21 protein-coding genes and 5 tRNA genes are annotated in these 23,267 nt (G+C 72.5%); 18 read left to right on the top strand and 8 right to left on the bottom strand.

Annotated elements, in window-relative coordinates; translation table 11 throughout:
• Positions 1-111: 111 nt before the first annotated feature.
• The 3 genes from ACFYE3_RS15975 to bcp all read right to left on the bottom strand — a co-directional run bounded on the left by ACFYE3_RS15975 (position 112) and on the right by bcp (position 2,386).
• Entirely contained in the window at positions 112-1,713 is a 1,602-nt protein-coding gene (locus ACFYE3_RS15975; protein WP_387610720.1) for an ABC transporter substrate-binding protein, read from the bottom strand.
• Positions 1,714-1,791: 78 nt separating this feature from the next.
• Positions 1,792-1,875, bottom strand: a tRNA-Leu gene (locus ACFYE3_RS15970).
• Between the two features lie 37 nt (positions 1,876-1,912).
• On the bottom strand, positions 1,913-2,386 hold the full coding sequence (gene bcp / locus ACFYE3_RS15965) for a thioredoxin-dependent thiol peroxidase (RefSeq protein ID WP_387610718.1): 474 nt from the start codon (positions 2,384-2,386) through the stop codon (positions 1,913-1,915).
• Between the two features lie 227 nt (positions 2,387-2,613).
• Here bcp and ACFYE3_RS15960 point away from each other — a divergent pair, with 227 nt between their 5' ends.
• A complete protein-coding gene (locus tag ACFYE3_RS15960) occupies positions 2,614-3,150 on the top strand; it encodes a MarR family winged helix-turn-helix transcriptional regulator (RefSeq protein ID WP_368822240.1) in 537 nt (178 codons plus the stop codon).
• A 272-nt stretch (positions 3,151-3,422) separates the two neighbouring features.
• Here the strand turns inward: ACFYE3_RS15960 and ACFYE3_RS15955 are convergent.
• Positions 3,423-3,498, bottom strand: a tRNA-Lys gene (locus tag ACFYE3_RS15955).
• Between the two features lie 167 nt (positions 3,499-3,665).
• Here ACFYE3_RS15955 and ACFYE3_RS15950 point away from each other — a divergent pair.
• The 4 genes from ACFYE3_RS15950 to ilvC all read left to right on the top strand — a co-directional run bounded on the left by ACFYE3_RS15950 (position 3,666) and on the right by ilvC (position 8,496).
• Complete coding sequence (locus ACFYE3_RS15950; protein WP_387610716.1) at positions 3,666-4,673, top strand: NAD(P)-dependent oxidoreductase; 1,008 nt, start codon at positions 3,666-3,668, stop codon at positions 4,671-4,673.
• 288 nt (positions 4,674-4,961) lie between these two features.
• On the top strand, positions 4,962-6,854 hold the full coding sequence (locus ACFYE3_RS15945) for an acetolactate synthase large subunit (RefSeq protein ID WP_387610715.1): 1,893 nt from the start codon (positions 4,962-4,964) through the stop codon (positions 6,852-6,854).
• A gap of 3 nt (positions 6,855-6,857) precedes the next feature.
• Positions 6,858-7,367: an acetolactate synthase small subunit gene (gene ilvN, locus ACFYE3_RS15940; protein ID WP_017833218.1), complete on the top strand. Its 510-nt coding sequence runs from the start codon at positions 6,858-6,860 to the stop codon at positions 7,365-7,367.
• Positions 7,368-7,470: 103 nt separating this feature from the next.
• Complete coding sequence (gene ilvC, locus ACFYE3_RS15935; protein WP_368822236.1) at positions 7,471-8,496, top strand: ketol-acid reductoisomerase; 1,026 nt, start codon at positions 7,471-7,473, stop codon at positions 8,494-8,496.
• 80 nt (positions 8,497-8,576) lie between these two features.
• Here the strand turns inward: ilvC and ACFYE3_RS15930 are convergent, their stop codons facing one another.
• On the bottom strand, positions 8,577-9,245 hold the full coding sequence (locus ACFYE3_RS15930) for an AIM24 family protein (RefSeq protein WP_387610732.1): 669 nt from the start codon (positions 9,243-9,245) through the stop codon (positions 8,577-8,579).
• A gap of 95 nt (positions 9,246-9,340) precedes the next feature.
• Here ACFYE3_RS15930 and metG point away from each other — a divergent pair, with 95 nt between their 5' ends.
• The 11 genes from metG to ACFYE3_RS15875 all read left to right on the top strand — a co-directional run bounded on the left by metG (position 9,341) and on the right by ACFYE3_RS15875 (position 18,637).
• Positions 9,341-10,903, top strand: a complete 1,563-nt coding sequence (metG, locus tag ACFYE3_RS15925; RefSeq protein WP_387610713.1) for a methionine--tRNA ligase — start codon at positions 9,341-9,343, stop codon at positions 10,901-10,903.
• A gap of 78 nt (positions 10,904-10,981) precedes the next feature.
• Positions 10,982-12,058 (top strand): 3-isopropylmalate dehydrogenase, encoded by a 1,077-nt coding sequence (locus ACFYE3_RS15920; protein ID WP_387610711.1) that lies wholly within the window; start codon positions 10,982-10,984, stop codon positions 12,056-12,058.
• A gap of 98 nt (positions 12,059-12,156) precedes the next feature.
• Entirely contained in the window at positions 12,157-13,266 is a 1,110-nt protein-coding gene (locus tag ACFYE3_RS15915) for a branched-chain amino acid aminotransferase (protein ID WP_387610710.1), read from the top strand.
• Positions 13,267-13,335: 69 nt separating this feature from the next.
• Positions 13,336-14,109: a fumarylacetoacetate hydrolase family protein gene (locus tag ACFYE3_RS15910; protein ID WP_387610709.1), complete on the top strand. Its 774-nt coding sequence runs from the start codon at positions 13,336-13,338 to the stop codon at positions 14,107-14,109.
• Positions 14,110-14,209: 100 nt separating this feature from the next.
• A complete protein-coding gene (gltX, locus tag ACFYE3_RS15905) occupies positions 14,210-15,724 on the top strand; it encodes a glutamate--tRNA ligase (RefSeq protein ID WP_387610708.1) in 1,515 nt (504 codons plus the stop codon).
• A 131-nt stretch (positions 15,725-15,855) separates the two neighbouring features.
• Positions 15,856-16,434, top strand: a complete 579-nt coding sequence (locus tag ACFYE3_RS15900) for a cupin domain-containing protein (RefSeq protein ID WP_387610706.1) — start codon at positions 15,856-15,858, stop codon at positions 16,432-16,434.
• Positions 16,435-16,522: 88 nt separating this feature from the next.
• Positions 16,523-16,594 (top strand) — tRNA-Gln (locus tag ACFYE3_RS15895).
• Positions 16,595-16,616: 22 nt separating this feature from the next.
• Positions 16,617-16,692, top strand: a tRNA-Glu gene (locus tag ACFYE3_RS15890).
• A 140-nt stretch (positions 16,693-16,832) separates the two neighbouring features.
• Positions 16,833-16,908 (top strand) — tRNA-Glu (locus tag ACFYE3_RS15885).
• Positions 16,909-17,120: 212 nt separating this feature from the next.
• Entirely contained in the window at positions 17,121-18,089 is a 969-nt protein-coding gene (locus ACFYE3_RS15880; RefSeq protein ID WP_387610704.1) for an NAD(P)/FAD-dependent oxidoreductase, read from the top strand.
• The gene (locus ACFYE3_RS15875; RefSeq protein ID WP_387610702.1) at positions 18,086-18,637 is read left to right on the top strand and encodes a DinB family protein; all 552 of its coding nucleotides are present in this window, start codon (positions 18,086-18,088) and stop codon (positions 18,635-18,637) included. Before ACFYE3_RS15880 ends, ACFYE3_RS15875 begins: the two co-directional genes overlap by 4 nt.
• Positions 18,638-18,737: 100 nt before the next feature.
• Here ACFYE3_RS15875 and ACFYE3_RS15870 read toward each other — a convergent pair whose 3' ends face one another.
• The 3 genes from ACFYE3_RS15870 to ACFYE3_RS15860 all read right to left on the bottom strand — a co-directional run bounded on the left by ACFYE3_RS15870 (position 18,738) and on the right by ACFYE3_RS15860 (position 21,087).
• On the bottom strand, positions 18,738-19,169 hold the full coding sequence (locus ACFYE3_RS15870; protein ID WP_368822224.1) for an OsmC family peroxiredoxin: 432 nt from the start codon (positions 19,167-19,169) through the stop codon (positions 18,738-18,740).
• Between the two features lie 146 nt (positions 19,170-19,315).
• Entirely contained in the window at positions 19,316-20,572 is a 1,257-nt protein-coding gene (locus tag ACFYE3_RS15865; protein ID WP_387610701.1) for a heparan-alpha-glucosaminide N-acetyltransferase domain-containing protein, read from the bottom strand.
• 122 nt (positions 20,573-20,694) lie between these two features.
• Positions 20,695-21,087, bottom strand: a complete 393-nt coding sequence (locus ACFYE3_RS15860) for a hypothetical protein (protein ID WP_387610699.1) — start codon at positions 21,085-21,087, stop codon at positions 20,695-20,697.
• A 206-nt stretch (positions 21,088-21,293) separates the two neighbouring features.
• On the opposite strand from ACFYE3_RS15860, the gene ACFYE3_RS15855 reads away from it, so the two are divergent.
• Together ACFYE3_RS15855 and ACFYE3_RS15850 are read left to right on the top strand one after the other, a co-directional pair.
• Entirely contained in the window at positions 21,294-22,016 is a 723-nt protein-coding gene (locus ACFYE3_RS15855; RefSeq protein WP_387610698.1) for a response regulator, read from the top strand.
• On the top strand, positions 22,013-23,167 hold the full coding sequence (locus ACFYE3_RS15850) for a sensor histidine kinase (protein ID WP_387610696.1): 1,155 nt from the start codon (positions 22,013-22,015) through the stop codon (positions 23,165-23,167). Before ACFYE3_RS15855 ends, ACFYE3_RS15850 begins: the two co-directional genes overlap by 4 nt.
• The last annotated feature ends 100 nt before the right edge of the window (positions 23,168-23,267 follow it).

Raw genomic sequence — 23,267 nt, 5'->3', positions numbered from 1 at the left:
AGTCGATGCTCCCGTTGAACGCCCGGCGCTGCGCCGGTGAGTGGTCGGGATCAGACTAGCGCCACGCCCGGACGAACCCCGAATGCGGCGGGGGCGCGCCGGGGCCGGCGCTCACTCCGCGGCGCCGAGGTCCACCCGGTTGAACACCTCGTTGCCGGTGGAGCTCAGGGGGAAGGACGTCACGGAGTCGCCGACGGCGACCGCCGAGATCGGGTGGGCCAGGGGGACGGCGGGCAGCAGGCGGGAGACGCGGTTGTTGATCGACGCGTACGCTCTCGAGCGGTCCTCGCCGTCGGGCAGCGCCGCCGCGCGGTTGACCGCGCCGAACAGGGACCCGGCGTCCAGGCCGAACTCCCCGCGGGGGGCGCCGAACAGCGCGGCCGTGAAGTGGTCCGGGTCGCGGTACCCGCCGTTGAGGCCGAGCAGGTGCAGGGCGTGGTCGCCCTCCGGGTCCTGGACCTGCTCCACGTAGCCGTCCGACCAGTCCACCGGGACGGGCTCGATCACGAACCCCGCCCGCACGAGCTGGGCCGCGATGTCGGCGTAGATCTTCTCGGGCTCCTGCATGTAGGTGCGGGAGGTGCTGCGCGGGTAGTAGAAGCGCAGCGGTTCGCCGGCGTAGGAGGAGGCCTCCAGCAGCTCCTGCGCCCGCTGCGGGTCGTAGGACGGGACCCGCAGGTCGGTCCCGTCCATCGCGAAGCGGGCCGGCAGGAACTGGTCGGCCACCCGGGTGCCGTCGGGGTAGTGCTCGCGCACGATGGCACCGCGGTCCACGGCGGCGGCGATCGCCGCCCGCACGTCGGGGTCGTCCAGGGGTGCCACGTCCTGGTTGATGCCGAGGTAGGACACGGAGTACGGGTCGCGCTGGAGCACCTGCACGCCCTCGCGGGCGAGCGGGGCGAAGGAGTCCAGGCCCACCTGGTCGTAGCCGTCCACCTGGCCGAGGCGCAGGGCCACGTAGCGCAGCTCGGGCTCGGCGATCGTGCGGAACTCGAGCCGGCCGATGTCCCCGAGCTCGCCCCAGTAGTCCGGGTTCGCACTCAGCACCACGTGCGTCCCGTCCCCCGACTCGTAGCGGAAGGGGCCGGTGCCCACAGGGTGCGTCTTGTGCGTGCCTGCCGCCAGGGCGGCGGGCGACGCGATCCCGAACGCGGGCTGCGTCAGCGCCCGGAGCAGGGGGGTGTGCGGCGCCGTCAGCGAGAGCACCACGGAGGAGTCCGAGGCCGGGGCGCACCCCGCGTAGAGGGGGTCGACGCCGGGGGCGCCCGTGCGCAGGACGGTGGCGAACGGGGTCCGCGCCCCGTCGGCGGCGAGGGCCTCCCAGCGCTCGAAGTTCGCGCACACCGCCGCCGCGTCCAGGGCGGTGCCGTCGTGGAAGCGCACGTCCCGGCGGAGGTCGAAGGTGTAGGTGAGCCCGTCCGCGGAGCGCTCCCACGACCTCGCCAGGGCCGGCACCGCCTCGCCCGTGGAGGGGTCGGCGGAGACGAGCCCCTCGAGCATCTGGGCCCCGATCCGTGACGTCTCGAGGATGTTGACCGTGGCCGGGTCCAGGGTGGGGGCGGCGGCGGCGTTGGCGAACACGAACTCCGCGCTCGGCACGGACCGGGAGGCGGTCGGGGCGTCGGGCCCCTCGCCCGCGGGGGCGCACCCGGCGAGGACTCCCGCGACGAGCGCGAGCGCGGCCGCGGTGCGGGGGGTTCGCCTGGGCGCCATGGGTCCTTCGCTGCCTCGCCGGATCGGTCGTCGGTGTCGTCGTGGGCCGGCCACGGGCCGTGCCCGGGAACCGTCGGGTGCGCGAGGCGGGACTCGAACCCGCACGCCGGTCAGGGCACAGGAACCTAAATCCTGCGTGTCTGCCAGTTCCACCACTCGCGCCGAAGGGGCCCGTCCGGGCCCCTCGTCCATCCTAGCCTCAGCCCTCCAGGCCGAGGTCGCGGCGCAGCTTCGCCACGTGACCTGTGGCGCGCACGTTGTACTGCGCGAGCTCCACGTCGCCGTCGGGGCCGACCACCACGGTGGAGCGCACCAGGCCCTGGTAGGTCTTCCCGTAGTTCTTCTTCTCCCCCCAGGCCCCGTACGCCTCGGCGACCCGGTGGTCGGCGTCGGAGAGCAGGGGGAAGCTGAGGGACTGCTCCTCGGCGAACCGCGCCAGGGCCTCCGGGCGGTCCGGGGAGATCCCGATCACGGCGAAACCGTCCGCGGCGAAGCGCTCCAGGCTGTCCCGGAAGTCGCACGCCTGCGTGGTGCAGCCGGGGGTGGAGGCCTTCGGGTAGAAGTAGACGACCACGCGCTGCCCGCGGTGGTCGGCGAGCGAGACGGTCCGGCCCTGGGCGTCGGGCAGGGCGAAGCCGGGGGCCGGCCGGCCGGGTTCGAGACGTGCTGCCATGGGGATGCTCCTCTGTCGTTCCGGTGTCGTTCCGTTGGTGGGTTCCGGTCGGGTGCCGGGGCCGCGGGACGGCCTCCGACCACGAACACTACCGGCGCCCGCCCCGGGGACTCCGGCGGTCCGGGAGGCGCGCTCCGGTCCGCCGCCTGTTCACGCGCAGAGAAATGCTCGTAAGTTTGCTTAGCATGGTGCTGTATTCCGGGTTCCGGATCGGTAGACTGCTTTGCATGCCTTTCACCACTCAATGGCCGACCAACCGATTGCTCTCGACCGCGGCCCGGCTCGTGGAGCACGCGTGGAACGAGCGCCTGGCCACGCTCGGAGTGACCCACGCGGGCGTCATGGCGCTGGACGTCCTGAAGACGGCGGGGAGCATGACCCAGGCCCAGCTGGCGCACCGCGTCCGGGTGCAGGCCCAGACCATGGGCAAGACGCTGCACCGGCTCGAGCTGCACGGCCACGTCACCCGGTCCAAGAACGTCCACGACCGCCGCAGCCACCTCGTGTCGATCACCCCGGAGGGCCAGCGCATCCTCGAGGCCGCCACCCAGCTCGAGGACGAGCTGGTGGACCACGGGCTGCTCACGGACGAGAACCTGCGCCGCACGCTGGCCGACATCATCACCACGCTCGGCGGCGCCCGCTGGAAGCTGCGGGTCCAGCCGGACGGGACCGTCACCGACGCCGGCTCCGCCGACGCGACCACGCCCGAGGAGTCGCGTGAGATCGCCGAGGCCGGCACCCAGGGGGACACCGCCTCCTGAGCCGGTTGCGGCCCGCGGTCCCCGCACGGGTGGACCGGGGCCAGGCCGGCACGGGGTCGAGGACCCCGGCACGAACGCACGCGCGAGGTCACGAGGTGGTGATCTCCGGCGAGAGCACCCGGGGCACGACGACGACCCCGGGTTTCTTCGTGCCCGTGGCCCCTCCCCGCAGCCCGCTGGCGCGGAAGGGGTGCGTCCGCGACCAGGGGCTCGCTGACGACGATCGGACGACGAAGGACCCCACCGCGCTGCTCCGCGGTGGGGTCCTTCTGTGGTGCGCCCCCTCGGACTCGAACCGAGAACCCATTGATTAAGAGTCAATTGCTCTGCCAATTGAGCTAGAGGCGCTGGTGGTGCGGCAAGAACAGTAGCACGTCCCCGGCCCGGGGGCCGAATCGCGCCAGCCGGCTTCCGCCGGGCCCCGCCTCGCAACGAGAGAGTACTCTACCAGCTCGCCCCGCCTTGTCCATTCGGCGCGACCGCCCGGGCAGGGGGTGGCGTCTAGCATGGCGCCCATGCCCTCCGCACAGACGCCCGCGCCGTCCACCCCGTCCGTCCCGCTCTCCGAGCTCCGCGTGGTCTCCCTCCCGGAGCAGGAGCTGGTGGACCACTTGAGCACCCGCGTCCCGGGCTTCCGCTACGTCCTGTGGGACATGGCCGGTGACCCGGTCGGGGCCCGTGCCGACGAGATCGACGTGGCGGTGGCCCCATACTTCACCGGCCACTGGGTCAGGGCTCTGCCCGCCGCGACCCGTCTGCGGCTCGTGCAGCTGCAGAGCACCGGCTTCGACGGCGTGCCGGAGGCCATCGGGCCCGACCTCGCGCTCTCGACCGCGGGCTGGGTGCACGCGGCCGGGACCGCCGAACTGGCCCTGGGCCTGATGATCGCCGCCCAGCGGGAGCTCGACCGCGCCGTGCGGCAGCAGCACGAGGGGGTCTGGCGCCGCTTCGAGACCCGCAGCCTGGCCGACAGCCGCGTCCTGGTGCTGGGCGTGGGGGAGATCGGCTCGGCCGTGGTCGACCGGCTGCTCCCCTTCGAGGTCGAGTTCACGCGGGTGGCCTCCCGCGCCCGCACCGACGGGCGCGGTCCCGTGCACGGCATCGACGAGCTGCCGGCCCTGCTGCCCGACGCCGACGTGCTCGTGGTGGCCCTGCCCGCGAGCCCGGCGACCGATGGTCTCGTCGACGCCCGCGTGCTGTCCCGGCTGCCCGACGACGCCCTGGTGGTCAACGTGGGCCGCGGCCGGGTGGTCGACACCCCAGCGCTGACCGAGGAGGTCGTGTCCGGGCGGCTCCGCTGCGCGCTCGACGTCGTCGAGCCCGAGCCCTTCCCCGGCGACCACCCGCTGTTCCGCGCCCCCGGGGCGATCCTCACCCCGCACACCGGGGGCTCCTGCACCTCGTACAAGCCGCGCGTGCGGCGGCTGCTGCGGACCCAGCTCGAGCGCATCGCCGTGGGGGAGCGGCCGCTGTTCCTGCAGCAGGAGGGCCGCCTCGACGTCCCGGCGGCCGGGGACGGGTAGACCCGGACGTGCCGTGTCTCACATCGTGGGACGCGGCGTCCGAAGATTGACACACCCGGGCGGGCGGCAGAGCATGGGACCATGCAACTCAGCCACGGTGTCGTCCAGCTCACGGTACGCGTCCTCGTCGGACGCGGGGCCTGAGCCGACGACCGGTCGAGCGCACGGGCCCTGTCGCACCTCCCGGTGCCGCGAGGGCCTTTTTTCTTGCCCGGCGTCCACGGCGGAGCGACAGTCGAGCCGGAACAGCACCATCCGCCCAGAAGGCCAGACCAGAAGGACAGTGACATGAGCAAGGGACAGCCGATCAGCCCAGCGCTGATGGCCACCAAGCGCGCGGAGACCGCCGCTGACCACCGGCCCCCCGGGGCCCCGGAGAAGTCCGTCCCCGCCGTCCCGTCCGTCATGGGCCCGGGCAGCACGGTGGCCCCCACGGAGATGACCGGCTCCCAGGCCGTCATCCGGGCGCTGGAGGAGCTCGGGGTCACCGACGTCTTCGGCCTCCCCGGCGGCGCGATCCTGCCGACCTACGACCCGCTCCTGGACTCGGACAGGATCAACCACATCCTGGTCCGCCACGAGCAGGGCGCCGGCCACGCCGCCGAGGGCTACGCCCTCGCCTCGGGCCGCGTGGGCGTCTGCATCGCGACCTCCGGCCCCGGCGCCACGAACCTCGTCACCGCCCTCGCGGACGCGCACATGGACTCGATCCCGATGGTCGCGATCACCGGGCAGGTCTCGTCCAAGGTGATCGGCTCCGACGCCTTCCAGGAGGCCGACATCGTCGGGATGACGATGCCGGTCACCAAGCACTCCTACCTGGTGACGCACGCCGGGGACATCCCCCGTGTGCTCGCCGAGGCGTTCCACCTGGCCTCGACCGGCCGCCCCGGCCCGGTGCTCGTGGACATCGCCAAGGACGCCCAGCAGGACACCATGACGTTCAGCTGGCCGCCCCGCATGGACCTGCCCGGCTACCGGCCCGTGACGCGCGGGCACGCCAAGCAGATCCGGGAGGCCGCCAGGCTCATCGCGGCGGCCCAGCGGCCCGTGCTCTACGTGGGCGGCGGGACGATGCGCGCCGACGCGGCCGCCGAGCTCATGGAGCTGGCCGAGCTGACCGGCGCCCCCGTGGTGACCACGCTCACCGCCCGGGGCGTGTTCCCGGACTCCCACGAGCAGAACCTCGGGATGCCCGGCATGCACGGCACCGTCCCGGCCGTGTACTCGATGCAGCAGGCCGACCTGCTGGTGACCCTCGGCGCCCGCTTCGACGACCGCGTCACGGGCCACCTGGAGACCTTCGCCCCCACGGCCAAGATCATCCACGCGGACATCGACCCCGCCGAGATCTCCAAGAACCGCACCGCCGACGTCCCGATCGTGGGCGACGTCAAGGAGATCCTGCCGGACCTCGTGACCGCCGTGCGCCAGGAGTTCGAGCGCGGCGGCAGCCCCGACCTCTCCGTGTGGTGGACCGCGCTCAGCAGTCTGCAGGCCACCTACCCGCTGGGCTACCCCAAGCCGGCCGACGGGCTGGGGTCGCCGCAGCACGTCATCGAGCGCATCTCCGCCCTGACCGGCCCCGAGGCCGTCTACGTCTCCGGCGTCGGCCAGCACCAGATGTGGAGCTCCCACTTCGTGCAGTACGAGCGGCCCCGGCAGTGGCTGAACTCGGCCGGGCTGGGGACCATGGGCTTCGCGGTCCCCGCCGCGATGGGGGCCAAGGTCTCCCAGCCCGACCGCGTGGTCTGGGCGATCGACGGCGACGGCTGCTTCCAGATGACCAACCAGGAGCTCGCCACCTGCACGATCAACAAGATCCCGATCAAGGTGGCGGTGATCAACAACTCCTCGCTGGGCATGGTGCGCCAGTGGCAGACCCTGTTCTACGACGGCCGGTACTCCAACACCGACCTGAACACCGGCCACGACAGCATCATGGTGCCGGACTTCGTCAAGCTCGCCGACGCCTACGGGTGCGCCGCCCTGCGCTGCACCCGGGACGAGGACGTGGACGACGTCATCCGGCAGGCCCTCGAGATCAACGACCGCCCCGTGGTGATCGACTTCGTGGTCTCCGCCGACGCGATGGTGTGGCCGATGGTGCCCACCGGCGTGTCCAACGACCAGATCCAGATCGCCCGCAACATGACCCCCGACTGGGACGAGGAGGACTGACCCATGAGCCGACACACCCTCTCCGTGCTGGTCGAGGACAAGCCGGGCGTGCTGACCCGGGTGGCCGGACTGTTCGCGCGCCGCGCCTTCAACATCGACTCGCTCGCCGTGGGACCCACGGAGCTCGACGGCGTCTCCCGCATCACCGTGGTGGTGGACGCCGAGGGCGAGCTGCTCGAACAGGTCACCAAGCAGCTGAACAAGCTCATCAACGTCATCAAGATCGTCGAGCTCACCCCCGATTCGTCGGTGCAACGCGACCACATCATGGTCAAGGTCCGCGCCGACGCCGCGACCCGTCTGCAGGTCACCCAAGCCGCGGACCTGTTCCGGGCCACCGTTGTCGACGTCTCCACCGAGTCGCTCGTCATCGAGGCCACCGGCGCCCCGGAGAAGCTCCGGGCGCTGCTGGACATCCTGGAGCCCTTCGGCGTCCGGGAGATCGTCCGGGCCGGTACGCTGGCCCTCGGACGTGGTCCCAAGTCGATGAGCGACCGCGCCCTGCGCCACTGACGCCCCCGGGCGGCGGTGGACGCGGGCGCCGGCCCACAGACACCCCAACCACCTCGCGGCGGTGCACCCGCCGCACCCACCCATGCTTCAAGGAGACAACCCCATGGCAGAGATCTTCTACGACGACGACGCCGACCTCTCGATCATCCAGGACCGCTCCGTGGCCGTCATCGGCTACGGCTCGCAGGGCCACGCCCACGCGCTGAACCTGCGCGACTCCGGCGTGGACGTGCGCATCGGGCTCGCCGAGGGCTCCCGCTCCCGGGCCAAGGCCGAGGCCGAGGGCCTGCGGGTGCTCACCGTCGCGGACGCCGTCAAGGAAGCCGACGTCATCATGATCCTGACGCCGGACCAGGTCCAGCGCCACGTCTACGCCGAGTCCGTCGCCCCGAACCTCGAGCAGGGCGACGCGATCTTCTTCGCCCACGGGTTCAACATCCGCTACGGCTACATCGAGGCCCCCGAGGGCGTCGACGTCGTCATGGTCGCCCCGAAGGGCCCGGGCCACACCGTGCGCCGCGAGTTCGAGGCCGGCCGCGCCGTGCCCGCCCTCGTGGCCGTGGAGAAGGACGCCTCCGGCAAGGCCCTCGAGCTGGGCCTGTCCTACGCCAAAGGCATCGGCGGCACCCGCGCGGGCGTCATCAAGACGACCTTCACCGAGGAGACCGAGTCCGACCTCTTCGGCGAGCAGGCGGTCCTGTGCGGCGGCGTGTCCCACCTGGTCCAGTACGGCTTCGAGACCCTCACCGAGGCCGGCTACCAGCCGGAGATCGCCTACTTCGAGGTCCTGCACGAGCTCAAGCTCATCGTGGACCTCATGGTCGAGGGCGGCATCGCCAAGCAGCGCTGGTCCATCTCGGACACCGCCGAGTACGGCGACTACGTCTCCGGCCCCCGGGTGATCAACCCCGCGGTCAAGGAGAACATGAAGGCCGTGCTCGCCGACATCCAGGACGGCACCTTCGCGAAGCGCTTCATCGAGGACCAGGACCAGGGCGGTCCCGAGTTCAAGAAGCTGCGCGAGAAGGAGGAGACCCACCCGATCGAGGTCACCGGCCGCGAGCTGCGCAAGCTCTTCGCGTGGACCTCCCCGGACGCCGACTACGTCGAGGGCACCGCGGCCCGCTGATCCGCGACCGCTCCGCACGACCACGCCGGGCCGCCTCCCCACCGGGAGGCGGCCCGGCGTGGTCGTCGTGCGGCAGGACCTCAGCCCTGCCGCACGACGGGGATGCCCTCGGAGGGCTGGACGACGACGAAGCCGGGGCCCGAGAAGGCCAGCTGGAACGACTCGCCGGAGCCGCCGCGCAGCAGCGAGCCCATCGACAGGTCGTTCTGGATCCCCGGCACGAGGTTGGACGACCACGCGACGGCCGCCTGCGGGTCGACGTACGTGGGCTGGCTCGCGCAGTCGAGGATCATCGGCGCCCCGTCCGAGCACAGGGCCAGCATGCCGTGCCCGGAGAGCTCGAGGTTGAACAGCCCGCCCGCCATCAGCCCGGCCCCGCCGACGCGGCGGATGTCCCAGGACAGGGAGTCGTCGAAGGCCAGCAGGGACGAGCTGCTGACCGTCATCCCCTCGCCCTCCAGCAGCACGGTGAACACGTCACGCGCCTGCCGGGCGAAGAACACCTCGCCCTCGCCCGAGACGCGCATCATGGGGGCGTCCTCGCTGCTGAGGACCTTCTTCATGAGCTTGCCGATGGAGCCGGCGCCCTCGTGGCGGAAGCCCATCCGTCCCTGGTAGGCAACCATCGCCCCCTTCGTGGCGACCACGTCCGGGCCCAGGCCCACCCGCAGCATCCGGGGGGACTGGAGGGTCCAGCGCTCCTGGCTCTGGCGTTCGAAGTTGTCCTGGGCGAAGAGCTCGCTGCGCACGGTGTCCTCCTGGGGGTCGCTGCCGGCTGTCCTGCCCATCGTGGCACCCACGGGCAGGGAACCGCAGCATCCCGGCGGTCGGTAGAGTGGAGGCCGTGACTTCCTCCCACCGCACCCCGTACTACATCACCACGGCCATCGCGTACCCCAACGGCACCCCGCACATCGGGCACGCCTACGAGGTCATCGCGACCGACGTCATGGCCCGGTTCAAGCGGCTGGACGGCTACGACGTCCGCTTCCTGACCGGCACCGACGAGCACGGCCAGAAGATGCAGCAGACCGCGGAGAAGGAGGGCCTCACGGCGCGGGAGCTCGCGGACCGCAACTCGGCGCGCTTCCGCGAGATGGACGACGCCCTGAACATCTCCTACGACCGCTTCATCCGCACCACGGACGCCGACCACTACGCGGCGTCGGCGGCCATCTGGCGCCGGATGGAGGAGGCCGGGGACATCTACCTCGGCAAGTACGCCGGCTGGTACTCCGTGCGCGACGAGGCGTTCTACGGCGAGGAGGAGACCGAGCTCCGCGAGGACGGCGTGCGGTGCTCGACGGGCACCGGCACGGAGGTCACCTGGACCGAGGAGGAGTCCTACTTCTTCCGACTCTCCGCCTACCAGGACCGGCTGCTGGCCCTCTACGAGCGGGAGGGCTTCGTCCACCCCGAGACCCGCCGCAACGAGGTCGCCTCGTTCGTGCGCTCGGGCCTGGAGGACCTCTCGATCTCCCGCACCACCTTCGACTGGGGCGTGCCCGTGCCCGGCAACCCGGACCACGTGATGTACGTGTGGGTGGACGCCCTCACCAACTACCTCACCGGCGTGGGCTTCCCGGACACCGAGTCCGAGACCTTCCGGCGGTACTGGCCGGCCGACGCGCACGTGATCGGCAAGGACATCGCCCGCTTCCACGCCGTGTACTGGCCGGCGTTCCTGCTCTCCGCCGGACTGCCCCTGCCCAAGCGGGTCTTCGCCCACGGCTTCCTGTTCAACCAGGGCGAGAAGATGTCCAAGTCCGTGGGCAACGTCATCGACCCCCACGCCCTCGTGGCCGAGTACGGCCTCGACCCGCTGCGCTTCTTCCTGCTGCGCGAGGTGCCGTTCGGCCAGGACGGCAGCTACTCGCACGACGGGATCAAGAACCGCATCAACTCCGACCTCGCCAACGACCTCGGCAACCTCGCGCAGCGCTCGCTGTCGATGGTCGCGAAGAACTGCGAGGGCCGGGTCCCCGTGCCGGGGGAGCTCACCGCCGAGGACCGCGCCATGCTCGCCGCCGCCGCCGGGCTCTACGAGCCGGTGCGCGCGGAGTTCGACGAGCAGCAGTTCCACCGGGCGCTCGAGCGGATCTGGCGGGTGGTCGCCGAGGCCAACCGGTACTTCACCGCCATGGAGCCCTGGAAGCTGCGCAAGACCGACGCCGAGCGGATGGCCACGGTGCTCTGGGTGACGCTCGAGGTGGTGCGCGTGGTCGGCCTCCTCGTCCAGCCGGTGGTGCCGGACGCCGCCGCCCGGCTGCTCGACGTGCTCGGCCAGGCCGAGGGCGGTGCCCGCCTGTTCACCGCCCTGGACACACCCCTCGCGGCCGGGACGGAGCTGCCGGCGCCCGCGCCGGTGTTCCCGCGCTACGAGGAGCCCGCGGCGCTCCAGGCCTGAGCAGCGGCTCCTGTCCACCATGCGAGACGTCCGTCCATACCGTGGTCGGACGGGCGGGGCTGCTCCTATCCTGGGCCCATGAGCCAGCCGACCTCCGCAGCAGCCCCCGCCCACCTGAAGATCGCCCTCGTCCCCGGGGACGGCATCGGCCCCGAGGTCGTGGCCGAGGCGGAGAGGGTCCTCGACGCGGTGACCGCCGCCGCCGGCGTCACGGTGGCGAAGAAGGAGTTCGGCCTCGGTGCGCAGCACTGGCTGGACACGGGGGAGACCCTCACGGACGGGACGCTGGACGAGCTGCGGGCCCACGACGCCATCCTGTTCGGCGCCGTCGGCGCCGCCCCGGGGGACCGGCGGGTCCCGTCCGGGATCATCGAGCGCGACGTGCTGCTGAAGATGCGCTTCAGCCTCGACCACTTCGTCAACCTCCGCCCGTCCAAGCTCTTCCCCGGCACCACCAGCCCGCTCTCCGCCCCCGGGGACATCGACTTCGTGGTGGTGCGCGAGGGCACCGAGGGCCCCTACGCCGGCAACGGCGGCGTCCTGCGCGGCGGCACCGACGCCGAGATCGCCACGGAGGTCTCGCTCAACACCGCCTACGGCGTGCGCCGCCTCGTGCGCTACGCCTTCCAGCTCGCCGCCGTGCGCGAGCGCAAGAAGCTGACGCTGGTCCACAAGCACAACGTCCTCGTCAACGCGGGCCGCCTCTACGCACGCCTCGTCGAGGAGGTCGGCGCCGAGTTCCCCGACGTCACCGTCGACTACCTGCACGTGGACGCGGCCACGATCTTCCTCACGACCGACCCGGCACGCTTCGACGTCATCGTCACGGACAACCTCTTCGGGGACATCCTCACCGACCTCGCCGGGGCGGTGACCGGCGGCATCGGCCTGGCCCCGGCCGGCAACATCAACGCGGACCGCACCGCGCCGTCGATGTTCGAGCCCGTCCACGGCTCCGCGCCGGACATCGCGGGGCAGCAGAGGGCGAACCCCGTCGCGGCGATCCTCGCGACCGCCATGATGCTGGAGCACCTCGGCCACTCCGGGCCGGCCGCCCGGATCGAGGCGGCCGTGCAGCAGGACCTCGCCGCGCACGGCAACGAGCCCCGCACCACCGCCCAGGTGGGCGACGGCGTGCTCACCGCCCTGGCCTGAGCCGATCCGGCCGTGCTCCGGGGATAGGCTGGAGCACGGAACCAACAGCTGAGCCCCGCGTGCCGGTCGCCACGGGGTCGACCTCGCAGGGAGACGCAGTGACCACACAGCCCACCACCTTCGCCCACCACCTCAGCCAGGACCCGGTCCCGGACGAGGTCCGCGCGGCCGTCCTCGCCGATCCGGGCTTCGGCACGAACTTCACCGACCACATGGTGAAGATCGACTGGTTCGGGGACGTCGAGAAGGGGACGGGCCGCTGGAGCGACCCCCGGATCGAGCCGTACGGGCCGCTGGTGCTGGACCCCGCCGCGGCCGTGCTGCACTACGGCCAGGAGATCTTCGAGGGGCTCAAGGCCTACCGGCACGCGGACGGCTCCGTGTGGACGTTCCGGGCCGAGGCCAACGCGGCCCGGCTCAACCGGTCGGCCCGACGGCTGGCGCTGCCGGAGCTGCCCGAGCAGCTGTTCCTGGACTCGCTGCGGGAGCTCGTGTCGGTGGACGAGCAGTGGGTGCCCGACGGGGACGGCGAGTCCCTGTACCTGCGCCCGTTCATGATCGCCACGGAGGCGTTCCTGGGCGTGCGCCCGTCCCGGCAGGTGCTGTACTCGGTGATCGCCTCCCCGGCCGGCAACTACTTCGGCGGCCCGGTGAAGCCCGTGGACATCTGGCTCTCCCGCGACTACGCCCGGGCCGGCCGCGGCGGCACGGGGGCGGCCAAGTGCGGAGGCAACTACGCCGCCTCCCTGATCGCCCAGATGGAGGGCGACGCCCACGGGTGCCAGCAGGTGATGTTCCTGGACCGCGACCGCGGGGACGCCGTCGAGGAGCTGGGCGGCATGAACGTGTTCTTCGTCTACGAGGACGGCCGCCTGGTGACCCCCGAGCTCACCGGCACGATCCTCGAGGGCGTCACCCGCCGCTCGATCATCCAGCTCGCGAAGGACCGCGGGATGGACGTCGAGGAGCGCCGCTTCACCCTCGACGAGTGGCGCGAGGGCTGGCAGGCCGGGACCATCACCGAGGCGTTCGCGTGCGGCACCGCCGCCGTCATCACCCCCATCGGCCGGCTCGTCTCCGCCGAGGAGACCATCGGCGACGAGGGGGCCCGTCCCGGCGAGGTCACCATGGACATCCGCAAGCAGCTCCTGGAGATCCAGACGGGCCGCGCGGAGGACCCGCACGGCTGGCTGACCCGCCTGGTCTGAGCCGGCGGCCCCCGGTGGCGCCGCCGGGGGCCGCGCGGCCGGCCGCAGGCCGTGGGATAGCCTGGTCCCATGCGAATTGCCAGGTTCACGGTCGACAACGAGATCCACTTCGGCGCGGTGCAGGGCGCCGCCGGCGGGGAGACGGTCACCGTCCTCGCGGGCGACCCCTTCTACACCGGGATCAACCCCACGCAGCAACGCCACGACATCGCCGACGTCCGCCTCCTGGCCCCCGTGATCCCGCGCTCCAAGATCGTGTGCGTCGGCCGCAACTACGCCGACCACGCCGCGGAGCTGGGCAACGAGCTGCCCACCTCCCCGATGCTGTTCTTCAAGCCCAACACGTCCGTCGCCGGTCCCGGCGACCCCGTGACCCTGCCCTCGTGGACCGAGCAGGTCTCCTACGAGGCCGAGCTCGCCGTCGTCATCGGGCGGATGTGCAAGGACGTCCCCGTGGAGCGCGTGCCCGAGGTGGTCTTCGGCTACACCGCCGCCAACGACCTCACCGGCCGCGACGTGCAGAAGACCGACGGCCAGTGGGCGCGCGCCAAGGGCTTCGACGGGGCCTGCCCGCTCGGGCCCTGGATCGAGACGGACCTCGACACCTCCGCCCTCGCCGTGCGCAGCCGCGTCAACGGAGAGACCAAGCAGGACGGCAACACCCGGGACATGGTCTTCGACGTCCCGTTCCTCGTCTCCTACGTCTCCCAGGCGTTCACGCTCCTGCCCGGCGACGTCATCCTCACGGGCACGCCCGCCGGCGTCGGCATCGTCGACGAGGGCGACCGGATCGAGGTGGAGGTCGAGGGCATCGGCGTCCTGCCGACCGTCCTGCGCCGCTGACCCGCGACGCCGACCCGCGACGCCGACCCGCACGAGCCCCGGGGGCGCCCCGCCCCACCGCACGACCCCACCCGGCCCCCGACCGCACCACGAAAGAGCCATGACCGACACGCCCGCCACCCCGGCCACCGCCTCGACCACCTCCTCGCCCGTGCGCGTGCGCTTCTGCCCGTCCCCGACGGGCACCCCGCACGTGGGGCTGATCCGCACCGCACTGTTCAACTGGGCCCACGCCCGGCACACCGGCGGCACCATGGTGTTCCGCGTCGAGGACACCGACACCCAGCGCGACTCGGAGGAGAGCTACCAGCAGCTGCTCGAGGCGCTGGCGTGGCTGGGGATCGACTGGGACGAGGGCGTCGAGACCGGCGGTCCGCACGCCCCCTACCGGCAGTCCCAGCGCCTGGACGTCTACCGGGACGTGGCGACCCGGCTCCGGGAGCACGGGGCGGTCTACGAGGCGTACTCCACCCCGGAGGAGGTCGAGGCCCGCCACCGGGCGGCCGGGCGCGACCCCAAGCTCGGCTACGACAACTTCGACCGCGACCTCACCGAGGAGCAGATCGCGGGGTTCCGGGCCGAGGGCCGGGAGCCCGTGCTACGGCTGCGGATGCCGGACGAGGACATCGTGGTCCACGACATGATCCGCGGCGAGATCGTCTTCCGGGCCGGCTCCATCCCGGACTACGTGGTGGTGCGCGCCAACGGCCAGCCGCTGTACACGCTCACCAACCCCGTGGACGACGCCCTCATGGAGATCACCCACGTGCTGCGGGGCGAGGACCTGCTCTCCTCCACGCCGCGCCAGATCGCACTGTTCCGCGTCCTGGTCGAGATCGGCTTCGCGAAGTACGTGCCCGAGTACGGCCACCTGCCCTACGTCATGGGCGAGGGCAACAAGAAGCTGTCCAAGCGCGACCCCGAGTCCAGCCTCTTCCACCTCAAGGACAGCGGGTTCGTCCCCGAGGGTCTGCTCAACTACCTGGCGCTGCTGGGCTGGTCCCTGTCCGCGGACGAGGACGTCTTCACCGTGGAGCAGCTCGTGGAGCACTTCGACGTCCACGACGTCCTGGCCAACCCCGCCCGGTTCGACCTCAAGAAGGCCACCGCGATCAACGGCACCCACGTCCGCCGGCTCGCACCCGAGGACTTCCGCGACCGGCTCGTCCCCTACCTGCAGGCCGGCGGCGTGCTGGGGGAGACCCTGGACGAGCGCCAGCAGGACATCCTCGACCGGGCCGCCCCGCTGGTCCAGGAGCGGATGAACCTGCTCGGCGAGGCCCCCGAGCTGCTGTCCTTCCTCTTCGCCGCGGATGACGAGATCGAGGTCGCCGACGACGCCCGCAAGCAGCTCAAGGACTCCGCCGGCGACGTCCTGCGGGCCGCGCTCGCCGCCCTCGAGCCGCTCCAGGACTGGAGCGCCGCCGCCCTCGAGACCGCGCTCCGCGAGGCCATCGTGGACGGACTGGGCATCAAGCCGCGCCTGGCCTTCGGCCCCGTCCGCACCGCTGTCTCCGGCCGGCGGATCTCCCCGCCGCTGTTCGAGTCCCTCGAGATCCTCGGCAGGGACTCCTCCCTGACCCGCCTGCGCGCGCTCGCCGCCCAGCTCGGCTGAGCGCCCGCCCCGCCGACGACGACGGTCCGGCCCGCCCTCCGTGGAGAGCGGGCCGGACCGTCGTCGTCGGCGACGTCATCTGCACACACCGGGGGCTCTCCGGCGTAGCCTGGAACACGGGGGCGATCACCATGGACCGGACCGACGAGCAGATCGAGGCGATGCGCGTGGGGCGCCGGCAGCACCGCAATCCCGTGCAGCGGGACACCGTCACGTGGTTGCGGACCGGCGCCGAGACGGGGGGCGAGCACGCCCTGCTGCACGTCGAGGTGGAGCCCGGGGGAGAGGTGCTCGCCCACTACCACCACCGGTTCGGGATGCGCCTGCGCGTCCTGGAGGGCGTGCTGCGGGTCCAGGTCGGCCACGTCGTGCGGGATCTCGGCGCGGGCGGAGAGGTCGAGGTGCCCGAGGACCACCTGTTCCGCTGGAAGAACCCGGGCGGGACGCCGGCCCGGTTCGTGGTCGAGGTGCGGCCCGCCCACGAGGGCTTCGAGAAGGGCCTGGTGGCCCTGTACGGGCTCGCCCGGGACGGCCGGGTCCGCAGGGACGGCCGGCCGAAGAGCCTGCTCCGGACGGCCCTGCTCATCCAGTGGACCGACATCAACCTGCCGGGGCTCTACCGCTGGCTGGGACCGCTCGTCCGGGCGCTCGCGGGGATCGCCCGCCGCCGGAGGATCGACCGCGAGCTCGAGGACCGCTACTGCGGCTGAGCCCGATTTGCCGCCCCGCCGGAAGGCCGGTATAGTTCTTTTGCGTTGCGCCGGTCGCCGCGGGTATCCGCCGGACCGGGGACGACAGTGGGATATGGTGTAATTGGCAACACTACGGTTTCTGGTACCGTCATTCTAGGTTCGAGTCCTGGTATCCCAGCACTGCTCCATCGGATCAGTACGGCCCCATCGTATAGCGGCCTAGTACGCCGCCCTCTCACGGCGGTAACGCGGGTTCGAATCCCGCTGGGGTCACCACCGCGGAACACCCCCGGACCACACGGCCCGGGGGTGTTCCCGCGTCCGGGCTCCGAAGCCCGACCGGCGTCCGGAGCAGGGTCCGGGACCTGGTACAGTGTACGAGGCCGGTCGCGGGAAACCGCGGTCCGGCTCGGCAGGGCCCCATCGTATAGCGGCCTAGTACGCCGCCCTCTCACGGCGGTAACGCGGGTTCGAATCCCGCTGGGGTCACCACGGCAGAAGTCCCCCGGACCACATGGTCCGGGGGACTTCTGCGTCTGCGCCGCGACCGGGCGGCCCCTTCAGGCCTGCCTGACGGTCGCGTCCACGAGGATTCCGGCGTCACCCATCACTAAGCAGGCTTACATCGTGGCTCCCGCACTGCTACGTTGGCAGGGCGGCGCAGGGCCGTCGCCGAGACCGCCCCCGGGACGAAGGAGCACACGATGAACGAGAGCTACGACGTGGTCGTCGTCGGCGGCGGGCCCGCAGGCCTCGCCGGCGCGCTGTGCCTGGCCCGTGCCCGGCGCACGGTCCTCGTGGTGGATGCCGGTGCCCCGCGCAACGACCCCGCCGAGCACCTCCACAACTACCTCGGCCGGGACGGCGACGCCCCGGGCGCCCTGCTCGCGGACGGGCGTGCCGAGATCACCCGCTACGGAGCGGACGTCGTCGCCGGCACGGTGGCCTCCGCGCGCTCCACCGGCGAGGAGGGCGGCGACGTCCGGTTCCTCCTGACGCTCGATGACGGCCGGTCGGTGCGGGCGCGCCGCGTGCTGATCACCTCCGGACTGACCGACGAGCTGCCCGACGTCCCCGGCGTGGCGCAGCGCTGGGGACGCGACGTCATCCACTGCCCCTACTGCCACGGCTGGGAGTGGCGGGACGAGCCGCTGACGGTGCTGGGCACGGGCCCCCTGGGCGTGCAGCAGGCGCAGCTGTTCCGGCAGTGGAGCCACGACATCACGCTCGTGCAGCACACCGCCCCGGCACCGGACGACGAGGAGCGCGAGCAGCTGGCGGCCCTCGGCATCGGATGCGTGGCGGGCGAGGTGTCGCGCGTTGAGGTGGCCGAGGACCGGATCACCGGCCTGCGGCTGGTCTCCGGCGAGCTCGTGCCGTGCCGTGCCGTGGTCGTGGTGCCGCGCTTCACGGTGCGCTCCAGCCTCATCGACTCCCTCGGACTGGGCACGTCCCAGGAGGAGGAGAAGGGCCATGTCGTCGGCACCTGTGTGCCCTCGGCGCCCACGGGCGCCACCGACGTGCCGGGGGTCTACGTGGCGGGCAACGTCACCGACCTCCACGCCCAGGTCCTCGCCGCGGCGGCGGCCGGGCTCAAGACCGGTACGGCCGTCAACACCGACCTGCTGGCCGAGGACCTCGGCCGGGCCCGCGCCGGACGCCACCGGGTGTGACGCCACAGGGTCTGACGGATCCGGTCGACCGGCAGCGGATCCACGAGGAGCTGGAGCGGTCGCGCGAGGCCTTCCACGCCCTCGTCGCCCAGGCCGCCCCGCACGACCTGCGGCGCCGGTCGTCCGGCACCCGCTGGTCGAACCAGCAGCTGCTGTTCCACATGTACTTCGGATACCTGGTCGTGCGCCGGCTCCGGCCGATCGTGCGCGTCGTCGGCGCGATGCCACCGGACAGCGGCCGCTCCTTCGCCCGGGTCCTGGACGCGGCGCACCGGCCGTTCCACCTGATCAACTATCTGGGCTCGTGCGGCGGCGGCGCCGTCGTGCGGGATGCTCGGCTCACGCGGTGGTTCGACCGGACGGTGGAGGTGCTGCACCGTCGTCTGGACGCGGAGACAGAGGAGGCCCTGCGGCGGACCATGGCCTTCCCGACCACCTGGGACCCGTGCTTCCGGCGGTCCATGACCCTCGCGGAGGTCTACCGCTACGGGACCGCGCACTTCGAACACCACCGGCACCAGCTCACCCTGGGCACGACGAGCCCGTGAGACCCGTCCCTCACCCGGCCGCTGACCGCCGCGCGCACGGTGCGGCGGGTGGGCGCCGCCGGCCCGGGCAGGACCCGGGCCGGCGGAGCCGGGCACCGGATCAGGCCAGCGAGGCGTCCAGGGTGATGTCCACCGACAGCGCCTGCGAGATCGGGCAGCCGGCCTTGGCCTCCTCGGCGATACGCGCGAAGTCCTCCGGGGAGATGTTCTCCACCTGCGCCTCGACGGTCAGCTTGACCCCCTTGACGCCCTCGCCCGCCACGAAGGTCACCTCGGCGGAGGAGTCCAGGCGGGTGGGCGGGGTGTCGTTCTGGGCGAGCATGTTGGAGAACGCCATGGCGAAGCAGGTGGCGTGCGCCGAGGCCAGGAGCTCCTCGGGGCTCGTCCTGGGTCCGGCGCCGCTCTCCGCGCGCGTGTCCCAGTCCACGTCGAAGGGGCCCAGGCCCGAGCCGCTCAGGCTGGTGGTGCCCGAGCCGTTGAAGAGATCGCCGGTCCAGACGGTGCTGGCCTTGCTGACGACGGGTTTCGGCATAGTTCCTCCTGAGGTCCACGGCAGGCGGGCGCTCCGACTGCCGGCGCCGGACGGCGCTGCTGTCACGCTAGCGGATCCCGTGCCGCGTGCGACCGGCCGGGGCCGTGTTTCAGCCGTCGGCGCGTGCCGGACCTGACCGGCACGTGCTAGCCCAGGGGCTTCCTGGGGGTGACCGGGCCGCGGGAGGTCCCGCGGTCGGCGACGGCACGGGCGGTCGCGTGCGCCGCCCCGGACACGATCCGTTCCAGCGGGCCCCGCCCGAACGCGTGCCGCCAGGCGAGCGCCACGAGGGCGGAGACGACGAGGCAGGCGACGAACCAGAGCAGCGGGCTGCTGTAGTGGACCTCGGTGGCGAGCAGGGCCAGCTGTCCCGTGTACAGGGACAGGGTCATGGCTCCCATGGCCGTGAGCGGCATCAACCACTTGCCGTACTCCCGCCCGACGAGCAGGCAGGCGCCGAGCACAGCCATGCTCACGCCCAGGCTCCACGCCACCGAGAGGGGCGTGTTGGTGTGCGGGGCGGAGAGCACCTGCCACCACGGCGAGGAGGTCGGCAGCGGTTCGCCGGCGCCGAACACGATGATGTGGTCCAGGTCCGCCCGGGTCAGGGAGGCGATGCTGTAGAGCAGGACGTTGTAGCCGTCCATGCCGTAGAGGAGCACCCAGGAGACGAGCTTGGCGAGGGCCGCAAGTCCGAGCCCCGCGGCCAGGAGGCGGGTCTGCAGACGCAGGCTCTTGAGGTTGAGCCGGCCGAAGGCCAGACCGGCCAGCAGGTACGCCATGTACGTCACGGCCGGGTACGTGCCGGTGAGCGTGAGCTGCCAGAACAGCGCGACCGGTTCGGTGACCAGGTGGGCGAACGTCGGGTTGGCGGCGCTGTGCTCCGGCACCACGTCGCCCAGCCAGTGGATCAGAAGGGGCCCGAGCAGCAGGAACGCGCCCGAGCACAGGAGCAGGGTCCGCGCCCGCAGCCCGAGGAAGGGCAGCGCGAGCAGGAAGAAGAGCCCGTAGTGGACCAGGATGTTGACGGCCGGCGGGTCCTCCGGCATCAGGTAGTCGACGGTCAGCCCGACCGCCATGATCAGCAGCGCGCGCACCACGATCCCGGCGCGGGCGGCGGTGAACTCACGGCCCTTGCGGGGCCTGCGCCCGCCGGTGGAGAAGGCCAGGCTGACGCCGGCGAGCAGGGCGAACAGCGCCGCGGAGTCCCCGGCGAACAGCAGCCAGGACAGCGTGGGCCGGTCGTTGTCGGAGTAGGACTGCGGCAGGAAGTGGACGGCCGTCAGCCCGACGAGAGCCAGTCCCCGCGCGGCGTCCACGGCGACCAGGCGCCCGGCCGACCGGCGGGGGTCGAGCCCGCCGGCGGCCTCCGCCGTCCGGTCCCTCGTGGAGTGGTCGTTCATGGGTCCCGCCGTCCTGTTCCTCCTCCCCGGTCCCACGGTGGGTCGCGCTGAAGGATGTCGTGTGCACTGCCGCCAATCTTCGCATCCGTGCCGGTGGTCGCGGCAACGTTGCGCCGGAAGGCTCAGGAGGCCGCGTGCAGCTCCAGGCCGGGCGGCGGCACGGGCAGTCCGGCGCCGCGGCGGTGCAGGATCTTGGCCCGCATCCGGCGCCGGGCGTCCAGGGCGGCCGCGGCCGGTTCGGCGGGCTCCGCCTCGGGCGCGAGGACCTCCACCGCCTCGCGCAGGGTCCCGTCGTGCGCGACGGCCCGGCGGAGCAGGTCCACGGCGGTCGGCTCGAGCTGGTGCACGCAGGTGAGGTCCACGCTCACCCTCGCCGCAGGGAGCGTCGTGCGGGCCCGCCGGAGGACGGGGTGCAGCGCCTGCTGGTTCGTGCGGGTCAGGGCGCCGGTCACGCTCACCCGGACGCACCGGCCGTCGGGGTCCACCTCGACGAGGACGGAGATCTTGCGCTGCACGGGGTTCGCTCCTTCACGGGGCGGGGACCGCCGCGCCGTCCGATGGTCGACAAGCACACTGTGCTTCCAGGTGCTCGCGCACCATAAGGCACCTTATGGTCGGACTGCAAGCGCGCTGCCGGGCGCTCGCTGAAGATTTGACGAAGATCCGCTCCCGGACGGCCGATCCGTGCTCCCGGGACCCGGGGCGGGGAGAGACTGGAGGCATGGACGTTCCTGTCGAGGCCTCCGCTCCTGCGGCCGGGCGGGTGCTGGTGGTGGACGACGAGAGGGCCCTCGCAGGCATGGTCGCCTCCTACCTCGCGCGGGCCGGCTACACGGTCGTCCAGGCGCACACCGGTCCCGGTGCCCTGGTTGCCGCCCGGACGGAGCGGCCGGACGTGGTGGTCCTGGACCTCGGGCTGCCGGGGCTGGACGGGGTCGAGGTGTGCCGGCGGATCCGGGCGTCCTCCGAGTGCTACGTCCTGATGCTGACGGCGCGGGGGAACGAGGAGGACAAGCTCGCCGGGCTGGCGGTCGGCGCCGACGACTACATCACGAAGCCCTTCAGCGTCCGGGAGCTCGTCGCCCGCGTGCAGGCGGTCATGCGGCGCCCGCGCACCGGGGCGCCCGCGGCGCGGCCCGGGGCACCGCTCGTGTTCGGGGACCTCGAGGTCGACGTCGCCGGCCGTCAGGTGCGGGTGGCCGGAGAGCCGGTGGCCCTCACGCGCACCGAGTTCGACCTCCTGGTCGCCCTCGCGACGCGCCCGCACGAGGCCCTGTCCCGCCGGCGTCTCATCGACGTCGTGTGGGATCCCGCCTGGGTGGGGGACGAGCACATCGTGGACGTCCACATCGGTCACCTGCGCCGCAAGATCGGGGACGACCCCGCCCGCCCCCGCTGGGTCGACACCGTGCGCGGCATCGGCTACCGGATGGTGTCGCCGTGAGGCCGCCGCGCGAGCGCGGACTGGCCGCGCGCTTCCTGCTCGCCCAGCTGCTCGTGGTGGTCGCGAGCGTGCTCGCCGCGGCGGTCGTGGCGTCCCTGGCCGGCCCACCGCTGTTCCACGAGCACCTCCTCCGGGCGGGGACGGAGCCCGGCTCCTCCCAGCTCTTCCACGCGGAGCGTGCCTACCGTGACGCCAGCCTGTGGACGCTCGGGGTCGCCCTGCTGACCGCCCTGCTCTGCGCGCTGGCCGTGACGTCGTCCTTCACCCGCCGGCTGCGGCGACCGCTCGCCGAGCTCACCCGCGCCGCCGAGGACATGTCCGGCGGCCGCTACGGGACCCGGGTGCCGACCATGGGCGCCGGGGCGGAGGTCGACGCGCTCGCGGAGTCCTTCAACACCATGGCCGCCAGGCTCGAGCGCACCGAGCACGTCCGGCGCCGGATGCTCTCCGACCTCGCCCACGAGCTGCGCACGCCGGTCGCGGTGCTCGCGGTGTACCTGGAGGGCCTCGAGGACGGCGTCGCCACGTTCGACGGGTCCACCGGGGCCGTCATGGGCGAGCAGCTCGCCCGGCTCACCCGGCTGATCGAGGACATCGACGACGTCTCCCGCGCCGAGGAGGGGCGCATCGTGCTGGAGCGGGAGCACGTCCCGGTGGCCCGGCTGCTGCACGCGGGCGCCGACGCCGCACGGGAGGCCGGCGCCGACCGCGGTGTGACCCTGCGCGTCGAGGCGGAACCGACCGGGGAGCCGGGCGCGGGGACCGTGCTCGTGGACCGGCAGCGCATGGGGCAGGTCCTCGGCAACCTGCTGTCCAACGCCCTGCGGCACACCCCGCCCGGAGGAGAGGTGGTGCTCGGTGCGTGCGGAGGCCCCTCCGGGGACGTGGTGATCCGGGTCGCCGACACGGGCGAGGGCATGACACCGGAGCAGCTCCCGCACGTCTTCGAGCGCTTCTACCGCGGGGACACCGCACGGGACCGCGACCACGGCGGCTCCGGCATCGGCCTGACCATCTCCCGGGCCATCGTGGAGGCCCACGGCGGCACCCTCACGGCGGCCTCGCCCGGACCGGGGGGCGGATCGGTGTTCGTCCTGACGGTGCCCGGTGCCGGGGGCGGCGTCGAGCGGGACGGGCCGGTGGGGCCGTGACAACGAGCGCAGTCCTCTTGTCGGATACCCCTAGGGGGTATAAAGTGAGAGCTCTTCCCGGGTGCCGCCGAACCCACGGCACCCGGACGCCGCGGAAAGG

Origin of the sequence: Kocuria arenosa, from assembly GCF_042879215.1 — a bacterium.
Lineage (GTDB): Bacteria > Actinomycetota > Actinomycetes > Actinomycetales > Micrococcaceae > Kocuria > Kocuria arenosa.
This window is presented reverse-complemented; position numbering and strand designations above follow the sequence as displayed.